Consider the following 19,550-nt stretch of genomic DNA (forward strand, 5'->3'; position numbering starts at 1 on the left):
TTATATTATAAATAAGGGTTAATTTCAAAGATATTACTAAGAATAAAAAGAGATGTATTGATGAAAAATATTTTTGAAAGGAGTTGATGAAAATGTCTAATAAAATAAGAAACAATGTAACTGATGATGGGAAAAGAAGACAAAAACTCCATAGAGATCAAAACAATAAGGGAGATGCAAAAAATATTCCTCAGTATCAAAATCTCAATGGTGAACCAATAAAGTAAAATATAAGATTCAGCTAAAATCAAAATATAGTTTTAGCTGAATCTTAATAATGTTATAAAAGGTCAACTATCTTTAAATCTGGATTAGACATTAAGTTAATAACTTCATCATTAATAGATATCCAAGGTTTTGTTATGGAATTTAGATCTATTTTTACTATCTTTCCTATCGTTCCGTCATTAAGTAAAACTAACTCTCCTATATAATAATTTAATATATTATTTATAAAGATTGTCCCTATTTTTGGATCTAGTTTCCCGAATATCTCAGTTTTTATTTCCTCTAAAACCACAAGTGCACATTCTTTATTTTTATAAACTCTATTAGAAGTCATTGCGTCGAATATATCAGCAATGGCTATTATCTTTGCAAACTTAGGTATTTGTGATCCTTTTACCTTAAGTGGATAGCCAGATCCATCCTCTCTTTCATGATGAAATAGTATTCCGAAGAGTATTGACTGATCTATGTAAGGTATCTTTTTAGCAATTTCATATCCTAGAGCAGAGTGTGAGTGGCATTGATGTATTTCTTCATTGGTTAATTTGGTCTTCTTATTAAGTATACTTGGGGTTATCTTCGCCTTCCCTATATCATGTAGTAGTGCAGAGTAGGTTAAGAAGACTATTTCTTTTTTAGTTAAGTCAAGCCATTTGCCAATTAAAGAACTTATAGCAGCAACATTTACGCAATGTCTTGTAAGATATAAGTTTTCCTCTCTTTCGCCGATTATATTTTTTATGACTAGGCCAGTTTCGCTCAATTCATCCATTACACCATCGCATATTTCTCTTACCTCTGACATGTTAAACTTATCGCTTTCTCTGATAGAGTTAAAAATATTTTCTGCGACTGAAGACATTCTGTTGAAAGACTCTTCTATTTTAACCTTCTTAACAGAATTTCGAGTTTCAAAGAGAACTGAATTATTAGGGTTTGTCTCCGTATAAATCACTAAGCGTATAAGTGGGAAATTAACCTTTATTTTTTCAGCTAGATTTTCTGAAATTTCTGTTCCTTTGGTTAAAAGCACAGAGTTGTTAACAACTAGATCTTTAGCTATAATCATACCATTTTGTAATTCACGAGATGAGATTTCTTGAACAATCTTCATAATTAGATCCCTTCCTTTAATAACGATGGACAACATATTTTGAGTTGATACTTTAATGAATTAATTGATTTTGATTTGCAATTATATATTTTTTATGTAAGCGTAAAAAATCATAAAATATTAATTATAAAGCTACATATTTATATATCGGTTAATATATCTAATTATATTAGAATTTAATAGAAAAATTAATAGGATTTGTATAAAATACAAAAAAATTAGATTAAAGATTACAAAAACATCAATTATATTACAATAAATTTGTTCGTATAGGGTACAATATATAATAAAATGGTTAAAAAGATTGATTCTGGATATAATATTGAATACAATATGAATGATAGTATTAAAATTTATATAGATAATTCGTAAAGTATATGATGTAGGTGATATTTTGGAGAAGATAAGTAGAAACGGTAGAATTGCAGCTATAACTAAGTATTTAATAGAAAATCCTAATAAAGTTATTGGGTTGAATACGTTTTCTGAATTGCTTAATGCAGCTAAGTCCACAATAAGTGAGGATATAGTGATAGTGAGAGAACTTTTAGAGAAAATGTATATGGGAAGAGTTGAAACTATATCAGGAGCAGCTGGTGGTATCAGATATATAGCTGAAATAGGAGAAACAGCAAAAAAGGATTTTGCAAATAGGTTATGTGAAATGTTAAAAGATCCTAATAGGGTAGTCCCAGGTAATTTTATATACATGACAGATGTAATGTATAATCCTGAAATAATCAGTAAGGCAGGATTGATTTTATCTTCATTTTTCAATAAAGATGAAGTAGACTATGTAGTTACTGTGGAAACAAAAGGTATTCCTTTAGCATACGAAGTTGCGCGAAACCTTGGCGTTCAGCTTGTAATAGCGAGACGAGATAGTAAGGTCACTGAAGGCCCAACGGTTACTATTAACTATGTATCTGGATCTTCAGGTAGGTTACAACAAATGTCTCTTTCGAAAAGATCATTAAAGACAGGAAGTAAATGTATATTTATTGATGACTTTTTGAAAGGTGGAGGAACGGCAAAAGGAATAACTGATTTGTTAAAAGAATTTGATAGTAATCTAATTGGTATAGGAGTGTTAGTAGATAACGTAGGTACTAACAAAAAACTTATAAGTAATTATGTTGCAATAGCAGAGCTAAAAGGAGTAGAGGAAACTGGTGAGGTTGTAATGAATCCATCTATTCTATTCCAATAGAATTGAATAATAATTATTAAAGATATACTAATTCCAAGTGAAATCTAAATCTATATTGTATCTAACGTGTAATATAAATTATTAACTTAGTTTTAAAGTATGGAACTGGCATATGTATATATGATATGTTCTATAATAATTGGTGTTATATATTAGACTGATTTTAGAAACAATAAAAAATTTTCAAAAAATTTAATTAAAAAAAGAGGAATTTAGTAATTTTTGAAGAATTTATAAATCAATAAAGCAACTGGAGGTGTAGTGAAGTGCAAATCACAGACGTTAGAATCAGAAAGATAGCTGCTGAGGGAAAAATGAAGGCAATAGTTTCAGTAACCTTTGACAATGAATTCGTAGTTCATGATATAAAGGTTATAGAAGGTCAAAATGGTCTATTTATTGCTATGCCAAGTAGAAAAACTCCAGATGGAGAATTCAAAGACATAGCCCATCCAATAAATACAGATACTAGAGAAAAGATTCAAGAAGCTATTTTAACTGAATATGAAAAGGCATTAGAAGCAGATACTGAAGATGCTGAGTAGTGTAGATAAAGGGAAGTTGATACTTCCTTTTATTTTTTTGCTTAATAATATTTGATTTTTTTATAAAAAGTTGAAATAGTGATTCATTTAAAATATAATATAATAGGCGTTAAGCTCAGATTATTAAAATAATTGAATATGCTATTAATTCAATGTAACTCATAAAGAGGTGATTTAATGTATAAATGTGCTATAATTTTAGCCGCTGGTCAAGGGAAAAGAATAAAATCAAACTTACCTAAGGTTTTGCATAAAGTTGCTGGAAAAGAAATGGTTAACCATGTTATTGATACTATAAGAGATGCCGGAGTAGTTGATATTAATGTAATAATAGGAAAAGGAGCTGAGCTTGTTAAAGAAAGAACAGCAAGCAGAGAAGTTTCTTACTCAATGCAATTAGAACAACTAGGAACTGGGCATGCAGTGAAATGTGCAAAGGACTTTTTTAAGAATAAAGATGGTGTTGTGGCAGTGTTTACAGGAGATGCTCCATTAATAACCAATCGTACTGTAGAAAACCTTATGGAAACCCATATAAAAGAAAATAATTATGCTACACTTTTGACATCAGTAATTGATGATCCAAGTGGATATGGAAGAATTATAAGAAGTGATAAAGGTGTAGAAAAGATAGTTGAGCATAAAGATTGTAATGAAGCAGAGCTTAAGGTGAATGAAATTAATGCAGGGATGTATTGTTTTGATATACAAAGCTTAAGCGAAGCATTGGAGAAATTATCTAATGAAAATGCTCAAGGTGAATATTATCTTACAGATATCATTGAAATATTCAAGAGCGAAAACAAAAAGGTTGGCGCAATGATCACAGAGTTTGAGCAAACAATAGGTGTAAACTCTAGAGTTGAATTAGCTAAGGTTGAAAATATACTTAGGGATAGAATAAACAAATTTCATATGGATAACGGGGTTACATTGATTGACCCAAACAGCACATATATAGGTGCAGATGTTTCAATTGGACAGGATACTATAATTTACCCAGGTAATTATATAGAAGGAAATGCTGTAATAGGAGAAGAGTGTATACTATATCCAAATTCAAGGATAAGCAATAGTACTATAGGTAATAGTGTTGAGATACAGTCTTCTGTAATATTAGATAGTATAATAGGAGATGAGACTACTGTTGGGCCGTTCGCATATATTAGACCTGAAAGTAAGATTGGAAGTAAAGTGCGAATTGGTGACTTTGTAGAAATAAAGAAATCCACAATAGATGACAATACTAAAGTTTCACATTTGACTTATATAGGTGATGCTGAGGTTGGTAAAAACTGCAACTTTGGATGTGGAACCGTAGTAGTAAATTATGATGGAAAGAATAAGAACAAAACTATCATAGGAGATAATTCTTTTATAGGTTGCAATACCAATTTAGTATCTCCTGTGGAAGTTAAAAATAATACTTATATAGCTGCTGGTTCTACTATAACTAAAGAAGTTCCTGAAGGAAGTCTTGCTATAGCTAGAGCAAAGCAAACCAACATAGAAGGTTGGGTAGATAAAAAAGGGCTAAAAAAATAGTTTTATTAGCTACCCCAAATTTTAAGGAGGTCTTCACAATATGATAACCCATGGAAAGAATATCAAAATATTTACTGGAAATTCACACCCTCAATTAGCACACGAAATTGCAAGTATTTTAGGATTACCTATAGGTACTGCAAAGGTAGGTACATTTAGTGATGGAGAAATTTCGGTGGATATTGGAGAGACTGTTAGAGGCGCTGACGTTTTTTTAGTTCAATCTACAAGTGCTCCAGTTAATAATAACCTTATGGAATTACTTATAATGATTGATGCATTTAAGAGAGCTTCAGCTGGAAGAATAACAGCTGTTATACCTTACTACGGGTATGCAAGACAAGATAGAAAAGCAAAATCAAGAGATCCAATTACCTCAAAATTGGTAGCTGATTTACTTACTGCTGCTGGAGCAGAAAGAGTGTTAACTATGGATTTACATGCAGCGCAAATTCAAGGTTATTTCAACATACCTGTGGATCACTTGATGGGAGCGCCTATACTGTCTAAGTACTTCATAGAAAAGGGATTAATAGATAGAGATGATGTAGTTGTGGTATCGCCAGATTTGGGTAGCGTAACTAGAGCTAGAAAATTTGCAGACAGACTTCATGCACCTATTGCAATTATTGATAAAAGAAGACCTAAAGCTAACGTTTCTGAAATAATGAACATAATTGGTGAAGTTAAGGGAAAGAGATGCATACTTATAGATGATATGATCGATACTGCAGGAACAATAGCAAATGCTGCAAATGCTCTAAAAGACTTAGGAGCAACACATGTATATGCTTGTTGTACACACGGAGTTCTCTCAGGCCCTGCATTTGAAAGAATAAATAATTCAGCTATTGAAGAGTTAGTTATGCTGAATACCATAGCTCTTCCTGAAAGAGAAGATTTACATAAGTTTAAGTCATTATCAGTAGCTCCACTTATTGCTGAAGCTATAAATAGAATATATGACGACAAGCCATTAAGTAAGTTGTTTGAAGGATAAGCTTATTTATACATAAATAAAAAAATACTTCTATGATATGTTTGTAGATGAAAGATACTATCTATTTATTGGCAATAATAAATAAGATGGTGTCTTTTTTTTGTAATAACTCTTACTATAATTGATGTATTTACTGGAAAAATTCAATTAAATAATATATATGTAGTAAATAATTTGTAACATTTTTGAAAAGATATATAAAAGAATAGTATAAGTGTGTTAAATTTAATATATAAAGAAATGAGGAGTGTTTGTTATGGATGGATTATTAGGAAAGATACTCATTGTTGATGATGATGAAAATATATGTGAAGTAATTAAGATGTATTTACAGAGCGCAAACTATGATACTAGAGTTGCTAGCAATGGAAGAATAGCAGAAGAACTATTTTTAGACTATAAACCTGATTTAGTGTTATTAGATATGATGTTACCTCATATAGATGGCATTGATGTTCTAAAGTGGATTAGGAAAGAACATGAAACGCCTATAATAATGCTTACGGCAAAGGGCGAAACATTTGATAAGGTACTTGCATTGGAACTTGGGGCAGATGATTATATTGTAAAACCATTTGAACCTAAGGAAATGATTGCTAGAGTAAAGGCTGTAATGAGAAGATATAATGTGGATTCAACTAACAAGGAAACTTTATATTTTTCAGAGCTTGTTATAGATGCAAACTCTTATAATGTTGTTTATAAAAGTAATGAGATAAAGATGCCACCTAAGGAGTTTGAATTGTTATATTATCTAGCGTCTAATAAAAACAGAGTGTTTACTAGGGAACAGTTACTATGTGAGGTTTGGGGATACGATTATCCAGGGGATTCTAGAACTGTTGATGTTCATGTTAAGAGACTTAGAGAAAAATTACATGGAGGTTCTAATTGGCAGCTTGAAACTGTATGGGGTGTAGGGTACAAGTTTGAGGTGAAGTAGATGAAAAGAAACAGTTTAGTTTCTAAGCTTTTAGGAACGTTTACTTTGATAATAGCAGGGTGCTTAATAATAATAGCAATAGTTTTATCTGTTTGGTTCGAAAACTATCATTTTACTCAAAAGAAGCAACAGATGGATATACAGGCTAGCTTAATAGCAAAAGAAAAAGCTAAGTTTGAAGATCAGGAAATTACTTTCAATGAATTGGAGAAATTTATAAATTATAGTGGTCAATCTATAAAATCTGATATTTTGGTTACAGATTTATATGGGATAGTCAAAGCATATAGTGAAGATAAGAGCAATTTAATGAGAATGCAAGTTATAGATAGTAAAAGTCTTAATGAACTTAAGAATGGTATATCCATTGAAGTGAGAAATACAGATAGTATGATGCTTGGGGAATCACAATACATTTATTACAAACCAGTAATGAATGGAGATACTTTTAAAGGTGCTATAGTTATGATTACACCTTTGGAGCAGATAAAAGGTCAATTAAAGCAAGTTTATGCAATTATATGGATATCCGTTTTAATCGCTTTAATATTATCTAGCATAATAATATATTACGTGTGTAATAGAATGCTTATAATACCATTAGCCAAGATAAATATTGGGGCAAAAAGATTAGCAAAAGGTGATATAGAAAATAGGGTTTATATAAGTTCCAAGGATGAAATAGGTGAATTGGCTGATTCGTTTAATATAATGGCAGAGTCTTTAGAGGAAGTTGAGAAAAATAGAAGAGAATTCATTTCTAATGTATCTCATGAATTAAGATCACCAATAACCTCCATTAAGGGATTTATTGCTGGTATCTTGGATGGTATCATTCCTATAGATAAGGAAAAGTATTATTTGGGTATAGCTTACGAGGAAATACAGAGACTTACAAGGCTTATAAATGATTTGCTTGACTTATCAGCAATGGAAGCTGGTAAGCTAAAACTGAATGTTTCTGAAATAAATATAAATGAAATAATTAAACATTGTACCATAAGCCTTGAGCAAAAGATAAAAGAGAAGAAATTAAAAGTAGATGTGGTATTAGAAGGGCAAAATCTTTATGTAGCTGGTGATAAAGATAGGATAATCCAGGTAGTAAATAATCTTATTGATAATGCAATTAAATATTGCAGTGAAGGTGGTAATGTAAAGATAACCACTAGATCAAAAGGCAGTAAAGCATTAATTAGTATATATAACGATGGACCTATACTATCAGAAAAAGAAAAAGCCTATATTTGGGATAGATTTTATAAGTCAGATAAATCTAGAACAAATAAGATTAGTACTGGCTTAGGATTGCCTATAGTTAGACATATACTTTCATTACATGGTGAAGACATTTGGGTAGAAAATAAGGCGTCGGAAAAAGGAGTAGTTTTCACATTTTCACTGAAAAAAGTATAAATTGTATGGTTTTAATACCGTAGGAGGTGCTACATGGAGAAGGAGGATAAAACTATACGCATCGAAAAATCTTCTAAAAAGGATGATACTAATAGTTTAGAAGGAATGATAAGGTTTAAAGAAAATAAAAGAAGAAATAATATAAAGAGATTAACAAAAGGTATTATAATAATCTTGGTTGCGTCAGTAGCAGGGGCTATATCAGGTGCTTACATTGTTGAAAGAAAATATGGACTAAAGTTGAAGGATAGCAATAAAACAATATTTCAAATTATAGACACTAGAGGAACCTCCAACACTTCAGGGGATAATCAAATTAGTTCGGTTGTTTCAAATGTTTCTACTTCTATAGTAAGTATAAGCAATAAAGAAGAAAACTTTAATATAAATAGCTATACAAATGTAACAGGAATAATATATAAAGAAGATGGATACATAGTAACAAATTATAGCGCGATATCAACATTTGATAAGATATTAGTAAAAAGAGCAGGTCTTGGTATCAAGATTGAGCAAGGTAGAATGATTGGATACGACAAAACAACTGATTTGGCTGTGGTTAAGATTGATTCAGATAAGTTGCCTGCTGTAAAGATATCAGATCTATCGGATGTAAGAGAGGGAAGCATTGTAATAGCTCTGGGCAACTGTATAGGGGATGATTATATAGGGTTTGTTGCATCTGGAATAATTACTTCAACCAATATAAGATTCAATGTTGAAAGTGCAGACTTAGGTAAACAAGCTGTTAGAACATTTCAAACTAATGCAATAATAAATAGAGAAAATAATGGAGGAGTCTTGACGGATGTATTTGGAGAGGTAATAGGAATAAATAATTTACCTATAACTAATAAATATTCTTCTCAAGGACTAGGAATAGCTGTAAACATTCAAGATGCAAAGAAGATACTAGATTCAATAATAAGCGATAATGAAGTGAAACTTGTTAGCTTTGGATTTAGAGGATGGAGTCTCACATCTAAGCAAAATAAAGATATTGAAGGGGTATATGTAGAAAGTATAGTACCTAAAGGAAGCGCTGATGTTGCAGGAATCAAGCCTTTTGATATTATAATAGAGATGGATGGCAGGAAGATAAAAACATTGACTGAGATTAATGATGTAATTAATTCTCATAATATTGGAGATAATATATCATGTAAAGTACTAAGAGGAAAAAATACAGTAGAGTTAACTATGCAGCTTTTACAAAAGTTGTGATATGAAGCATGCTTGCTATAATATGTAGCAAATGCATGCTTTGTTGCATTTTTTATTTTATATTTGTATTATAGAGATAGACTAGTTCTAAATAAGATCTAGATTTATAATTAAAATATTATTGATAGTTAGAGCAATAATAATCGTGTTTTTAACAATTGAAACTCGATGAGTTTTCTTGTATTTTAATAAAGCACTTGGAGCATTAGATTCAAAATATAAATTTTTATATATAAATAAGAGATGTACAAGTGAACTCGCTGTAAAAGATAAAATTCATCTAATGGAGGCAAACGTATGTATTTGATAGTAGGGCTTGGTAACCCTGGGAAAGAGTATGTTAATACTAGACATAATATAGGATTTGATGCAATTAATTATATTGCTAATAAGTATAATATAGAAATAAATAGGGAAAAATTTAGAGGTGTCTATGGTGAAGGATTTATAAATAATAGTAAGGTTATACTGCTAAAACCAACAACATATATGAATATTAGTGGAGAAAGCGTAAGAGATGTGGTGAATTTTTATAAGTTAGCTAATGATGAAATCATAGTGTTGTATGATGATATAAGTTTGGAAGTTGGAAAACTTAGAATAAGACCTAAAGGCAGTGCTGGAGGTCATAATGGAATAAAGAGTATAATTGCAAATTTAGGAACAGAAGAATTTCAAAGAATAAAAATTGGAGTAGGACAACCTAAACATGATCTCGTTTCTCATGTTTTAGGAAAGTTCAGTGAGGAAGAAAATAAGATCTTAGAAAAAACGTTACCAGCTGTTGTTCAAGCTGTTGAGGTTATAGTAAAAAATGATATTAGCGAAGCGATGAATAAATTTAATGGATTTAAAGCGGAATAATAATGTATTACAGGTGGTGTTTCTATGAGATTAAATGGCCTAATGGAGCCGTTGAATAATAGTGCTAATTTTCAGAAAGTTAAATCAAATATTGATAGAGATCGATATCCTTTTTCTACTTACGGTGTGTCTGAATCAGGAAAAGGTTATCTGATAAGTGGTATATTTGAAAATAGTGATAAATCTATAGTTGTAATAACTCATAATGATATTGAAGCTAAAAATTTATACGAAGACCTATCACTATATACTACTGATGTATACTACTTCCCTTCAAAAGAAATAGTTTTTTATAATATTGACGCTATTTCAGGAGATTTAAGATGGGCTAGACTAAAAGTTTTAAAAGAGATTTTAGATAGCAGAAAAAAGATAATAGTAGTATCAATTGAGAGCTTTGCAACCGTATATACGCCTAAGGATTTATACATAAGTCATACCTTTAAAATTGCGGTTGGAGATGAGATAAGCTTTAAAGACTTTTCTAAAAGATTGATAGAGTGCGGATATGAGAGAATGGATATTGTTGATGGGAAAGGTCAGTTCTCGGTTAGAGGAGGTATATTAGATATATATCCTCCTAATACTGCGTTGCCATATAGAATAGAACTTTTTGGTGATGAGATTGACTCTATAAGATTTTTTAATTTAGAAAGTCAGAGAAGTATAGATAAAGTTAAAGAAATAGAAATATTTCCAGCAAAAGAAGTGATACTAGATGATGAGACTATACAGAAGGCTATAAGTAAAATTAATGAGGAATTATTAAATTTTATAAAATCTAGAGATGGTAGTGACAAAGATATAATATCAAAGATAAAATCAAATATTAGATTTAATATAGAAAGTCTTAAAGAAACGTGGTCCTTTGAAACAATTGATAGTTATTTGCCCTTTTTCTTTCAAAAAGTATCAAGTTTGTTTGACTATTTTGAAGATTATATAATGATTATGGATGATGATCAAAGATGCAATGGTAAATTAGATAGTGTTATATATGAATTTGAAGAGAACTACTCCTCATTCCTTGAAAGAGGAGATATTTTGCCGTCGCAAGGAAACTTGATACTTGGCAAAGATATTTTAGTACAAAAGTTTAATTCATCCAGACTAATAACAATAAATGCATTTGCTAAGAATAGCGATTTTATTGAAAATGTTGAATCTATACCTTTTTCTCAAGTAACCTTGAATAGCTATCATGGAAGAATTGATATGTTGATAGAGGATATAAAAGAAAAGAAGAAAAATGGATATAAAACTATTATATTATCAGGAACGAGGCCTAGAGGAGAAAGGCTGGTAGACACATTAAGAGATAGAGATATTGAGAGTGTTTATAAAGATATAATAAATGAGATACAATTTGGTGAAGTTATAATAACTTTTGGAAATCAATTAAAAGGATTTGAGTTCACAGATCTAAAGGTTTGTGTTATATCAGATAAAGAAGTGTTTGGAGAAGCTAAAAGAAAATCAGTGAGAAAAGCTCCTAAGCAAAAGGGCGTTTCAAAAATAAAGAGTTTTGCAGAATTAAAGTTGGGAGACTATGTAGTTCATGCTAATCATGGTGTTGGAGTATATAAAGGAATTAAACAAATTGATGTTAGTGGTCATAAAAGGGATTACTTGGATATAGAGTATGCTAAAGGGGATAAACTGTATGTTCCTGTGGATCAATTAGATTTGGTTCAAAAATATATTGGTAGTGAAGGAAAGTCACCTAAAATAAGCAAGCTTGGATCAAGTGATTGGCAAAAAGCTAAAGCTAAGGTGAAAAAGTCTATAAACGAGATAGCGCAAGACTTAGTTAAGTTGTATGCAACTAGGACCACTTTAAAAGGACATAAGTTTTCAAATGATACTCAGTGGCAGAATCAGTTTGAACAAGAATTTCCTTATGAAGAGACACCAGACCAGTTGACAGCATTAGAAGAAATAAAGGCAGATATGGAATCGGGAAAGATCATGGATAGACTGTTATGCGGAGATGTAGGATATGGAAAGACTGAAGTTGCATTAAGAGCTGCATTTAAGGCTGTGATGGATGGTAAGCAAGTTGCATTGCTTGTTCCAACAACTATACTTGCAGAGCAGCACTATGGCAATATGAAGAAGAGATTTTCGGATTTTCCTATAAAAATAGATATGGTTTCTAGGTTTAGAACATCTAAGCAACAGAAGGAAACTTTACAGGCAGTAAAAGAAGGAAATGTGGATATTCTTGTAGGAACCCATAGGTTAGTATCAAAGGATATACAATTTAAAGATTTGGGATTACTTATTGTGGACGAAGAACAACGATTTGGTGTAACGCAAAAAGAGAAAATAAAAAATATAAAAAAGAATGTGGATGTATTAACTTTGAGTGCTACACCTATACCAAGAACTCTTCATATGTCTCTTACTGGAGCAAGGGATATTTCGGTAATAGAGACTCCTCCAGAAGATAGATATCCTATACAGACTTATGTAGTAGAGCAAAATGATCAACTTATAAGAGATGCCATTCTTAGGGAGATAAATAGAGGAGGGCAAGTTTTCTTTGTATATAATAGAGTTGAACATATTATGGAAATGTCTGACTATATTCAAAATCTTGTGCCAGAATGTAAAACAATAGTGATTCATGGTCAAATGACAGAGAGACAACTAGAAAATGAAATGATGTCATTTATGAATAATGAATATAATGTTCTTATATGTACGACAATAATTGAGACAGGTATAGATATACCGAATGTAAATACCATAATCGTATATGATTCAGATAAGATGGGGTTGTCGCAGCTTTATCAATTGAGAGGAAGAGTTGGAAGAAGTAATAGAATAGCATATGCCTATTTTGTATATAAAAAAGATAAAATATTAACTGAAGTAGCTGAAAAAAGATTGAGAGCCCTTAAAGATTTCACTGAGCTGGGCTCAGGATTTAAGATTGCCATGAGAGATTTAGAAATAAGAGGGGCTGGAAATATGATGGGATCAGCCCAGCATGGACATATGGCTACCATTGGATATGATCTATACTGTAGGATGTTAGAAGATACAATAAAAATAATAAAAGGTGAGATAGAGCAAGAGCCTATAGAAACATCTATTGATATTAAAGTTGATGCATTTATTGATTCTCAATACATTGAAGATGAATTACAGAAGATCGAAATATATAAAAAGATTGCAGCAATAGAAAGTATAAACGATTATATGGATGTAAAAGAGGAGTTAGAAGATAGATTTTCTCAAATTCCTGATCCGGTATATAATCTCATGGATATAGCTTATATTAAGAGTAAGGCTAGAAATTTATGGATAGAAGATGTTAAAGAAAAAGATGGAGAGGTTCTATTCCAATTCCAAAGTAGAGATAAAGTAGATAAGGATATATTTAAAAAGTTGCTTGAGAAGTATAAGAATAATATAATAATAAGAATGGGTGATAAACCTTCTTTTGGATATAAACTAAAAGATATAAAAAGAGAGGATATATTACCTGCGCTTAAAAACATGTTAGATGGTTTAAATAAAAATGTTTAAATATAACTGGGATTTAAATGCAAATTAACTGAATTAGCTGTATAATGATAATAAAAATAATTTATATAAACCAAATTATGTTAATAAATGAATAAAATTGCCTAATATAAATTGAAATTAATGTTATAAATTGATATACTAATTTATGTCTATTGATTTTTGGTTATAAAGGGGAATTAATTTTAAGAAAAGTGAGGTAAGAAATTTGAAGAACATAAGGAAATTAGTTTCAATAGCTTTGATTGGTGTTATTGGATTATCACTATCAGGCTGTAAGATGATACAAAAAACGCCAGAAGCTATAAGCAAGACTGTAGTAGCAACTGTTAATGGTGAGAAAATCACACTTGGTAGTGTTGATGAAAAAATGAAGGCTACTATAGATCAATTAAAACAACAATTTGGTAATGATCTGGAAAAGAATGCTGATGCTAAGGCTGAATTAAAGAAACAAAGAAAAACACAAGTGGAGCAAATTATACAAGAAAAGGTAGTTTTAAAGAAGGCAGCTGACTTAAAATTGATACCCGAAAAGGCTGAGTTAGACAAGGAAGTTGAGTCAAAACTTGCTGATATAAAGAAGGTTTATAAAACAGATGAAGAGTTCAATAATGCTCTAAAATCTGCAAATTATACATTAGATACATTAAAAGAATATTTAACTACTCAAATAAAGATGCAAGCAGTTTTTGATAAACATCTATTTAAAGATTTAAAAATTACTGATGCAGACATAGAAAAATACTACAACGAAAATAAAACTCAATATACACAACAACCTGGTGCAAATATGTTCCATATCCTTGTAGATAGTGAAGATAAGGCTAAGGCTATAAAAGCAGAGTTAGATAAAGGTGCAAAGTTTGAAGACTTAGCAGCTAAAAATGGTACAGATGGTACAAAAGACTCAGGTGGAAGTTTAGGATACGTTGCTTTTGATGCACAAAACTATGATAAGGACTTTTTAGCAGCTGCAAAGAAGCTTAAGGAAGGTGAAGTATCAGGTCCAGTTAAAACTCAATATGGATGGCATATAATAAAGGTTACTGGAATTCAAACTACATCAAAGACTCAAGAGTTATCAGCTGTTAAGGCTTCGATTAAGGAGACATTAGAGACAAATAAGAAAAATGAAATATTCAAAGCTAAGTATGAAGAATGGAAAAAAGAATTAAAAGTTGAAATATATGAAGATAAGCTTTAATTAATTGAATAAAATTTGGTCTTTATGACATAATAAAACTCACATGAATTTGTTTTCGCAAGTTTATGTGAGTTTTTACTTTATTGGATTGAAATTATACAAAAAGATAATTATAGCCAAAGCATGTATAAAATTTCTATTCTGAAAAATAATAATAACGAAAGTTTTAAGTGAAAGATATATAAGGAGGTAAATATAATAATGAAAGCTACAGGTATTGTTAGACGTATTGATGATTTAGGTAGAGTAGTTATACCAAAAGAAATAAGAAGAACTTTGAGAATTAGAGAAGGAGATCCTCTAGAAATTTTTACAGATAGAGAAGGTGGAGTTATATTAAAGAAATATTCTCCAATTGGAGAACTAACAGATTTTTCCAAAGAATATGCAGAAAGTCTTCAACAAGCAATAGGTCATATAGTTTTAATAGCAGATAAAGATGCTTTCATTTCAGTAAGTGGAGCTTCTAAAAAAGATTTTATGGAAAAGAAGATAAGCAATGAATTGGAAAAGATAATGGATGAAAGAAAAACCGTATGTTTAGGAGCTACTGGGGCTAAAGTAATACCAATATATAGTGAAGATACAGCTGAAGATAAATATTCATGTCAAGTAGTATCGCCTATAATATCAGAGGGGGATGCAATCGGCGCTGTTTTGATTTTATCTAAACAAGCTGGAGAAAAGTTTGGAGACTTAGAAATTAAGCTTGCTGAAACAGCTGCAGCATTCCTAGGAAAACAAATGGAACAGTAATATCTCCTAGGACTTGCATCCCAAAACCATTTTAATTATTGACTAGGTTTTAAAGATTTATTCATTTAGATATAAAAAATTCTGTAATAATACCTCCAAATTTGCAATAAAGATTAAGTAGTTAAAAAATTTGGAGGTATTTTATGAAAAAACAATCACTTATAAAAGGAAGTATAATACTAGGTGTTGCTGGAATATTCACAAGATTCCTAGGAATATTCTTTCGTTGGCCTTTAATAATGCTTATAGGCGACGAGGGTATAGGATATTATCAAATGACTTATCCTTTGTATATGTTTTATGTAGCTATAGCAGCAGGGATTCCGGTTGCGGTTTCTAAGATGGTTTCGGAAAGTAATGCAGTTGGAGATTTGGATACATCCTTTCAAACAATGAAAGAATCATTTATTTTAATGATAATTTTAGGGACAGGCATGTCGCTGTTTTTATTCTTAGGTGCTAAACCTATAATGTCAGCATTAAGATGGGATTCGAAATCTTATTATTCTATTATTGGAGTTGCCTTTGCTCCTATATGTATATCTATAATGTCCGCTTTTAGAGGGTTCTTTCAAGGACTCCAAAATATGAACCCATCTGCAATCTCGCAGATAATTGAACAAATAGGAAGAGTAGTCATAGGAGTTGGACTAGCTGTTATATTACTCCCTTATGGAATAGAATATTCTGCAGGTGGAGCTGCCTTTGGTGCAGCTGCAGGAGGTTTTTTAGGTGGAATATACTTGATAAGAAAGTATTTTAAAGTCAAGAAAAGCTTTGGGGTAAGGAAAGTAAAATCAAATGATAAACTTCTTGCTAAGTTGATTAGAATAGCGATACCAATATCTTTAGGTGGTGCGGTTGGAACCATAGCTAGTTTGATTGATTCTATATTAGTGCCAAGACAACTTTTGAACGCGGGTTTTGATTATAGACAAGCTACTATTCTTTATGCTCAATTGACAGGTAAAGCTTCAGTGATAGTCAATATACCATTAACATTATCTGTTGCTTTAAGTACTTCCTTAATACCTATAATTGCAGAAAATTATATATTGAAAAATATAAGAGAAGTTGCTTCTAAGGTAGATTCTGCTATAAGAATGTCAATGGTAATAGCTATACCTTGTACATTAGGCTTATATTTCTTAGCAGAGCCTGTAATGATGCTTATATTTCCGGGAAGATATGAGGGCTATCAGATACTGAAATATCTAGCTATTTCTATTCCATTTATAATATTAGCACAAACTACCACAGCTATATTGCAATCTACTGGATCTTATGCTATGCCTGTGATAAATCTTCTTATAGGATGCTTCATAAAGGTAGTATTGACATTATATCTTATACCGATATCGTGGTTAAATATATATGGAGCTGTAGCAGCTTCAATATTGGCATATATAGCGGCTTCTATGCTAAATCTAATATATCTCCATTTAAAGCTTAAAGTTAGAATAGATTACGGCGCAGCAGTGATGAAACCGTTAGCTGCAGCTACTATAATGATATTAGTAGTTTTAATAACCTATATTAATATATTTAATAGAACGTCTAGTAATGGAATAGCTTGCTTGATTTCTGTTTTTTTGGGTATTATTATATATGTAATACTAATAGTAATTCTTGGTGTCTTTAAATATGATTATATAAAAAGTAAGTTTTTAAAAAGACATAGATAAAAGGAGAAAAAACATGATCAAGATAATCGGCTTAGGACCTGGATCTGAGGAAGCCTTAACTTTAGGAGCTATAAGAGAATTAAAAGGGTGTGATAATGTATTCCTTAGAACAGAAAAGCACCCTACCGTTCAGTATTTAGTTGATGAGGGAGTAAAGTTTAATACTTATGATGATGCTTATGAGAAGTCTGATACATTTGACCAAGTGTATGAAAGCATTGCTTTGGATTTAGTTGAGCAACATAAAAAACTTAATGATATTATTTATGCTGTTCCTGGGCATCCTTTAGTGGCAGAAAGATCCGTCTTAAATCTAGTAAACATGTGCAAAGAGCAGGGTCTTCCGTATGAAGTCTTACCAGCAGTTAGCTTCATTGATGTAATGATGGAAGCGTTAGAAATAGATCCTGTGGAAGGTCTTAAAATTGTTGATGCATTTGATATTGAAAACCAGATTCTAGATAAGAGGGCTGGGATTATAATAACTCAGGTATATAACCAATTTATTGCTTCAGAAGTAAAGTTAAAGCTTCAAGAAGAATTTAATGACGATACAGAAGTATATTTTGTTAGAGCTGCAGGCATAAAAAATCAAGAAAGTATAAGAAAAATGCCTCTTTATGAAATTGATATGCAGGAAGATATAGATTATTTAACTTCAATCTATGTACCGAAGGACTTGGAAAATAAAAAAGATTTTTATGATTTAGTAGGTATAATAGATACTTTAAGAAGTGAGGGTGGATGTCCTTGGGATAGAGAACAAACGCATGAAAGTTTAAAACAAGCTCTTATAGAAGAGTGTTACGAGGTCTTGGAAGCAATAGATAACCAGGATGATGCTGGAATGATAGAAGAGTTAGGGGATGTATTACTGCAAATAGTATTCCATTCTTCTATTGCTAAGGAAGAAGGGTACTTCAACATAAATGATGTAGTACAAGGAATTTGTTTGAAAATGATAAATAGACATCCGCATGTATTTAGTAATCAATCATTAAAATCATCTGGTGAAGTGTTAGAAAAATGGGAAGATATCAAGAAAGAGGAAAAGGGATTTGAAAGCATTACAGATGAATTAAAGGCTATAGCAAAGTCCTTACCTTCAATTATCAGAGCCACAAAGGTGCAAAATAAGGCTAAAAAGGTTGGGTTTGATTGGGATAAGGTAGAAGACGCTATGCTTAAGGTAGAAGAAGAATTAAATGAAATAAGAGAGGTATATAATGGAGAAAATAGGGCAAAGATAGTAGAAGAGGTAGGAGATTTATTGTTTGCCTGTGTTAATGTTGCCAGATTCCTTAAGGTAGAAGGTGAGCTTGCCTTAACTCAAACAACAGAAAAGTTTATAAGAAGATTTTCTTATATTGAGCAAGAAGCCTCTAAAAAAGGAGAAAATTTGGAGAATATGTCCCTTGAGGAAATGGATAATTTGTGGAATAAAGCAAAAAAAACTGAAAAAAACTAGGGGCAAAGAAGGAAATTTCCCTTTTATGAAGAATATATAGCATGAGTGAGCAATCATTACCATATTATATTTGTACTGTTAAATAAGTAATTTACTATAGACTATATAAAAAAGTGGTTATATAATATGTTAATGTAGATTATAATACATAATTATAATCAGGGTACCATAAAACATACCATAAGAGTTTTAAGGAGGATGTAAAAGTGAATAAAGCAGAATTAATCTCAAGCATGGCTGAGAAGAGTAAGTTAACTAAGAAAGATGCAGAAGCTGCATTAAAATCTTTCATTGACAGTGTTCAAGAAGCTTTAGAAAATGGAGAAAAGGTTCAATTAGTTGGCTTTGGAACTTTCGAAACTAGAGAAAGAGCAGCTAGAGAAGGAAGAAACCCAAGAACTAAGGAAACTATTCAAATACCTGCTTCAAAAGTTCCAGTATTCAAAGCTGGTAAAGAGTTCAAAGAAAAAGTTAACAAGTAATAGATATATATTTTAGGACCCGAGGTATCTCGGGTTCTTAAAGTTATAAGGAGATATATTATGAGATTAGATAAATATCTAAAGGTATCTAGAATAATCAAGAGAAGAACCGTGGCTAAAGAAGTATGCGAAGGCGGAAGAGTATCTATTAATGGCAAAGTTGCAAAACCTTCTACAGAGGTAAAAGAAGAGGATGTAATTGAAATAGTGTTTGCCAACAAAAAACTGAAAGCTAAGATAACTAATATTGCGGAGCATGTAAAAAAAGAAAATGCAAAGCAGATGTATGAGATATTAGAAGGTGAAGAAGATCAAGATGAAATTTAAGG

At 31.0% G+C, this 19,550-nt stretch carries 16 protein-coding genes and 1 pseudogene; 16 read left to right on the forward strand and 1 reads right to left on the reverse strand.

The window, feature by feature from the left end; translation table 11 throughout:
* Positions 1-92 precede the first annotated feature (92 nt).
* Positions 93-227: a clostri-philic family protein gene (locus JHL18_RS26155; RefSeq protein WP_261853048.1), complete on the forward strand. Its 135-nt coding sequence runs from the start codon at positions 93-95 to the stop codon at positions 225-227.
* A gap of 53 nt (positions 228-280) precedes the next feature.
* Here JHL18_RS26155 and JHL18_RS02810 read toward each other — a convergent pair whose 3' ends face one another.
* Entirely contained in the window at positions 281-1,342 is a 1,062-nt protein-coding gene (locus JHL18_RS02810) for an HD-GYP domain-containing protein (RefSeq protein ID WP_200266125.1), read from the reverse strand.
* A 394-nt stretch (positions 1,343-1,736) separates the two neighbouring features.
* Here JHL18_RS02810 and purR point away from each other — a divergent pair, with 394 nt between their 5' ends.
* The 15 genes and pseudogenes from purR to JHL18_RS02885 all read left to right on the forward strand — a co-directional run bounded on the left by purR (position 1,737) and on the right by JHL18_RS02885 (position 19,548).
* The gene (gene purR, locus JHL18_RS02815; RefSeq protein WP_200266126.1) at positions 1,737-2,552 is read left to right on the forward strand and encodes a pur operon repressor; all 816 of its coding nucleotides are present in this window, start codon (positions 1,737-1,739) and stop codon (positions 2,550-2,552) included.
* 266 nt (positions 2,553-2,818) lie between these two features.
* Positions 2,819-3,097: a septation regulator SpoVG gene (gene spoVG, locus JHL18_RS02820; protein ID WP_183279295.1), complete on the forward strand. Its 279-nt coding sequence runs from the start codon at positions 2,819-2,821 to the stop codon at positions 3,095-3,097.
* A gap of 177 nt (positions 3,098-3,274) precedes the next feature.
* Complete coding sequence (glmU, locus tag JHL18_RS02825; RefSeq protein WP_200266127.1) at positions 3,275-4,642, forward strand: bifunctional UDP-N-acetylglucosamine diphosphorylase/glucosamine-1-phosphate N-acetyltransferase GlmU; 1,368 nt, start codon at positions 3,275-3,277, stop codon at positions 4,640-4,642.
* A 40-nt stretch (positions 4,643-4,682) separates the two neighbouring features.
* A complete protein-coding gene (locus JHL18_RS02830; protein ID WP_200266128.1) occupies positions 4,683-5,642 on the forward strand; it encodes a ribose-phosphate diphosphokinase in 960 nt (319 codons plus the stop codon).
* 256 nt (positions 5,643-5,898) lie between these two features.
* Positions 5,899-6,585: a response regulator transcription factor gene (locus JHL18_RS02835; RefSeq protein WP_200266129.1), complete on the forward strand. Its 687-nt coding sequence runs from the start codon at positions 5,899-5,901 to the stop codon at positions 6,583-6,585.
* On the forward strand, positions 6,586-8,001 hold the full coding sequence (locus JHL18_RS02840) for a HAMP domain-containing sensor histidine kinase (protein ID WP_200266130.1): 1,416 nt from the start codon (positions 6,586-6,588) through the stop codon (positions 7,999-8,001).
* A gap of 33 nt (positions 8,002-8,034) precedes the next feature.
* On the forward strand, positions 8,035-9,225 hold the full coding sequence (locus JHL18_RS02845; protein WP_200266131.1) for a S1C family serine protease: 1,191 nt from the start codon (positions 8,035-8,037) through the stop codon (positions 9,223-9,225).
* Positions 9,226-9,522: 297 nt separating this feature from the next.
* Positions 9,523-10,089 (forward strand): aminoacyl-tRNA hydrolase, encoded by a 567-nt coding sequence (gene pth, locus JHL18_RS02850; protein ID WP_200266132.1) that lies wholly within the window; start codon positions 9,523-9,525, stop codon positions 10,087-10,089.
* Positions 10,090-10,113: 24 nt separating this feature from the next.
* Positions 10,114-13,626: a transcription-repair coupling factor gene (mfd, locus tag JHL18_RS02855; RefSeq protein WP_200266133.1), complete on the forward strand. Its 3,513-nt coding sequence runs from the start codon at positions 10,114-10,116 to the stop codon at positions 13,624-13,626.
* A gap of 205 nt (positions 13,627-13,831) precedes the next feature.
* Positions 13,832-14,830: a peptidylprolyl isomerase gene (locus JHL18_RS02860; protein ID WP_200266134.1), complete on the forward strand. Its 999-nt coding sequence runs from the start codon at positions 13,832-13,834 to the stop codon at positions 14,828-14,830.
* A 201-nt stretch (positions 14,831-15,031) separates the two neighbouring features.
* Positions 15,032-15,586, forward strand: coding sequence for a stage V sporulation protein T (gene spoVT / locus JHL18_RS02865; protein WP_200266135.1), 555 nt, complete (start codon positions 15,032-15,034; stop codon positions 15,584-15,586).
* 143 nt (positions 15,587-15,729) lie between these two features.
* Entirely contained in the window at positions 15,730-17,271 is a 1,542-nt protein-coding gene (locus JHL18_RS02870; protein ID WP_200266136.1) for a putative polysaccharide biosynthesis protein, read from the forward strand.
* A gap of 13 nt (positions 17,272-17,284) precedes the next feature.
* Positions 17,285-18,739: a bifunctional methyltransferase/pyrophosphohydrolase YabN gene (gene yabN / locus JHL18_RS02875; RefSeq protein WP_200266137.1), complete on the forward strand. Its 1,455-nt coding sequence runs from the start codon at positions 17,285-17,287 to the stop codon at positions 18,737-18,739.
* 179 nt (positions 18,740-18,918) lie between these two features.
* Positions 18,919-19,221, forward strand: a pseudogene (locus JHL18_RS02880) (HU family DNA-binding protein); the annotation flags it as partial.
* Positions 19,222-19,281: 60 nt separating this feature from the next.
* The gene (locus tag JHL18_RS02885) at positions 19,282-19,548 is read left to right on the forward strand and encodes an RNA-binding S4 domain-containing protein (protein ID WP_200266139.1); all 267 of its coding nucleotides are present in this window, start codon (positions 19,282-19,284) and stop codon (positions 19,546-19,548) included.
* Positions 19,549-19,550: the final 2 nt, after the last annotated feature.

It is taken from the genome of Clostridium yunnanense (assembly GCF_016595795.1).
Lineage (GTDB): Bacteria > Bacillota > Clostridia > Clostridiales > Clostridiaceae > Clostridium_AR > Clostridium_AR yunnanense.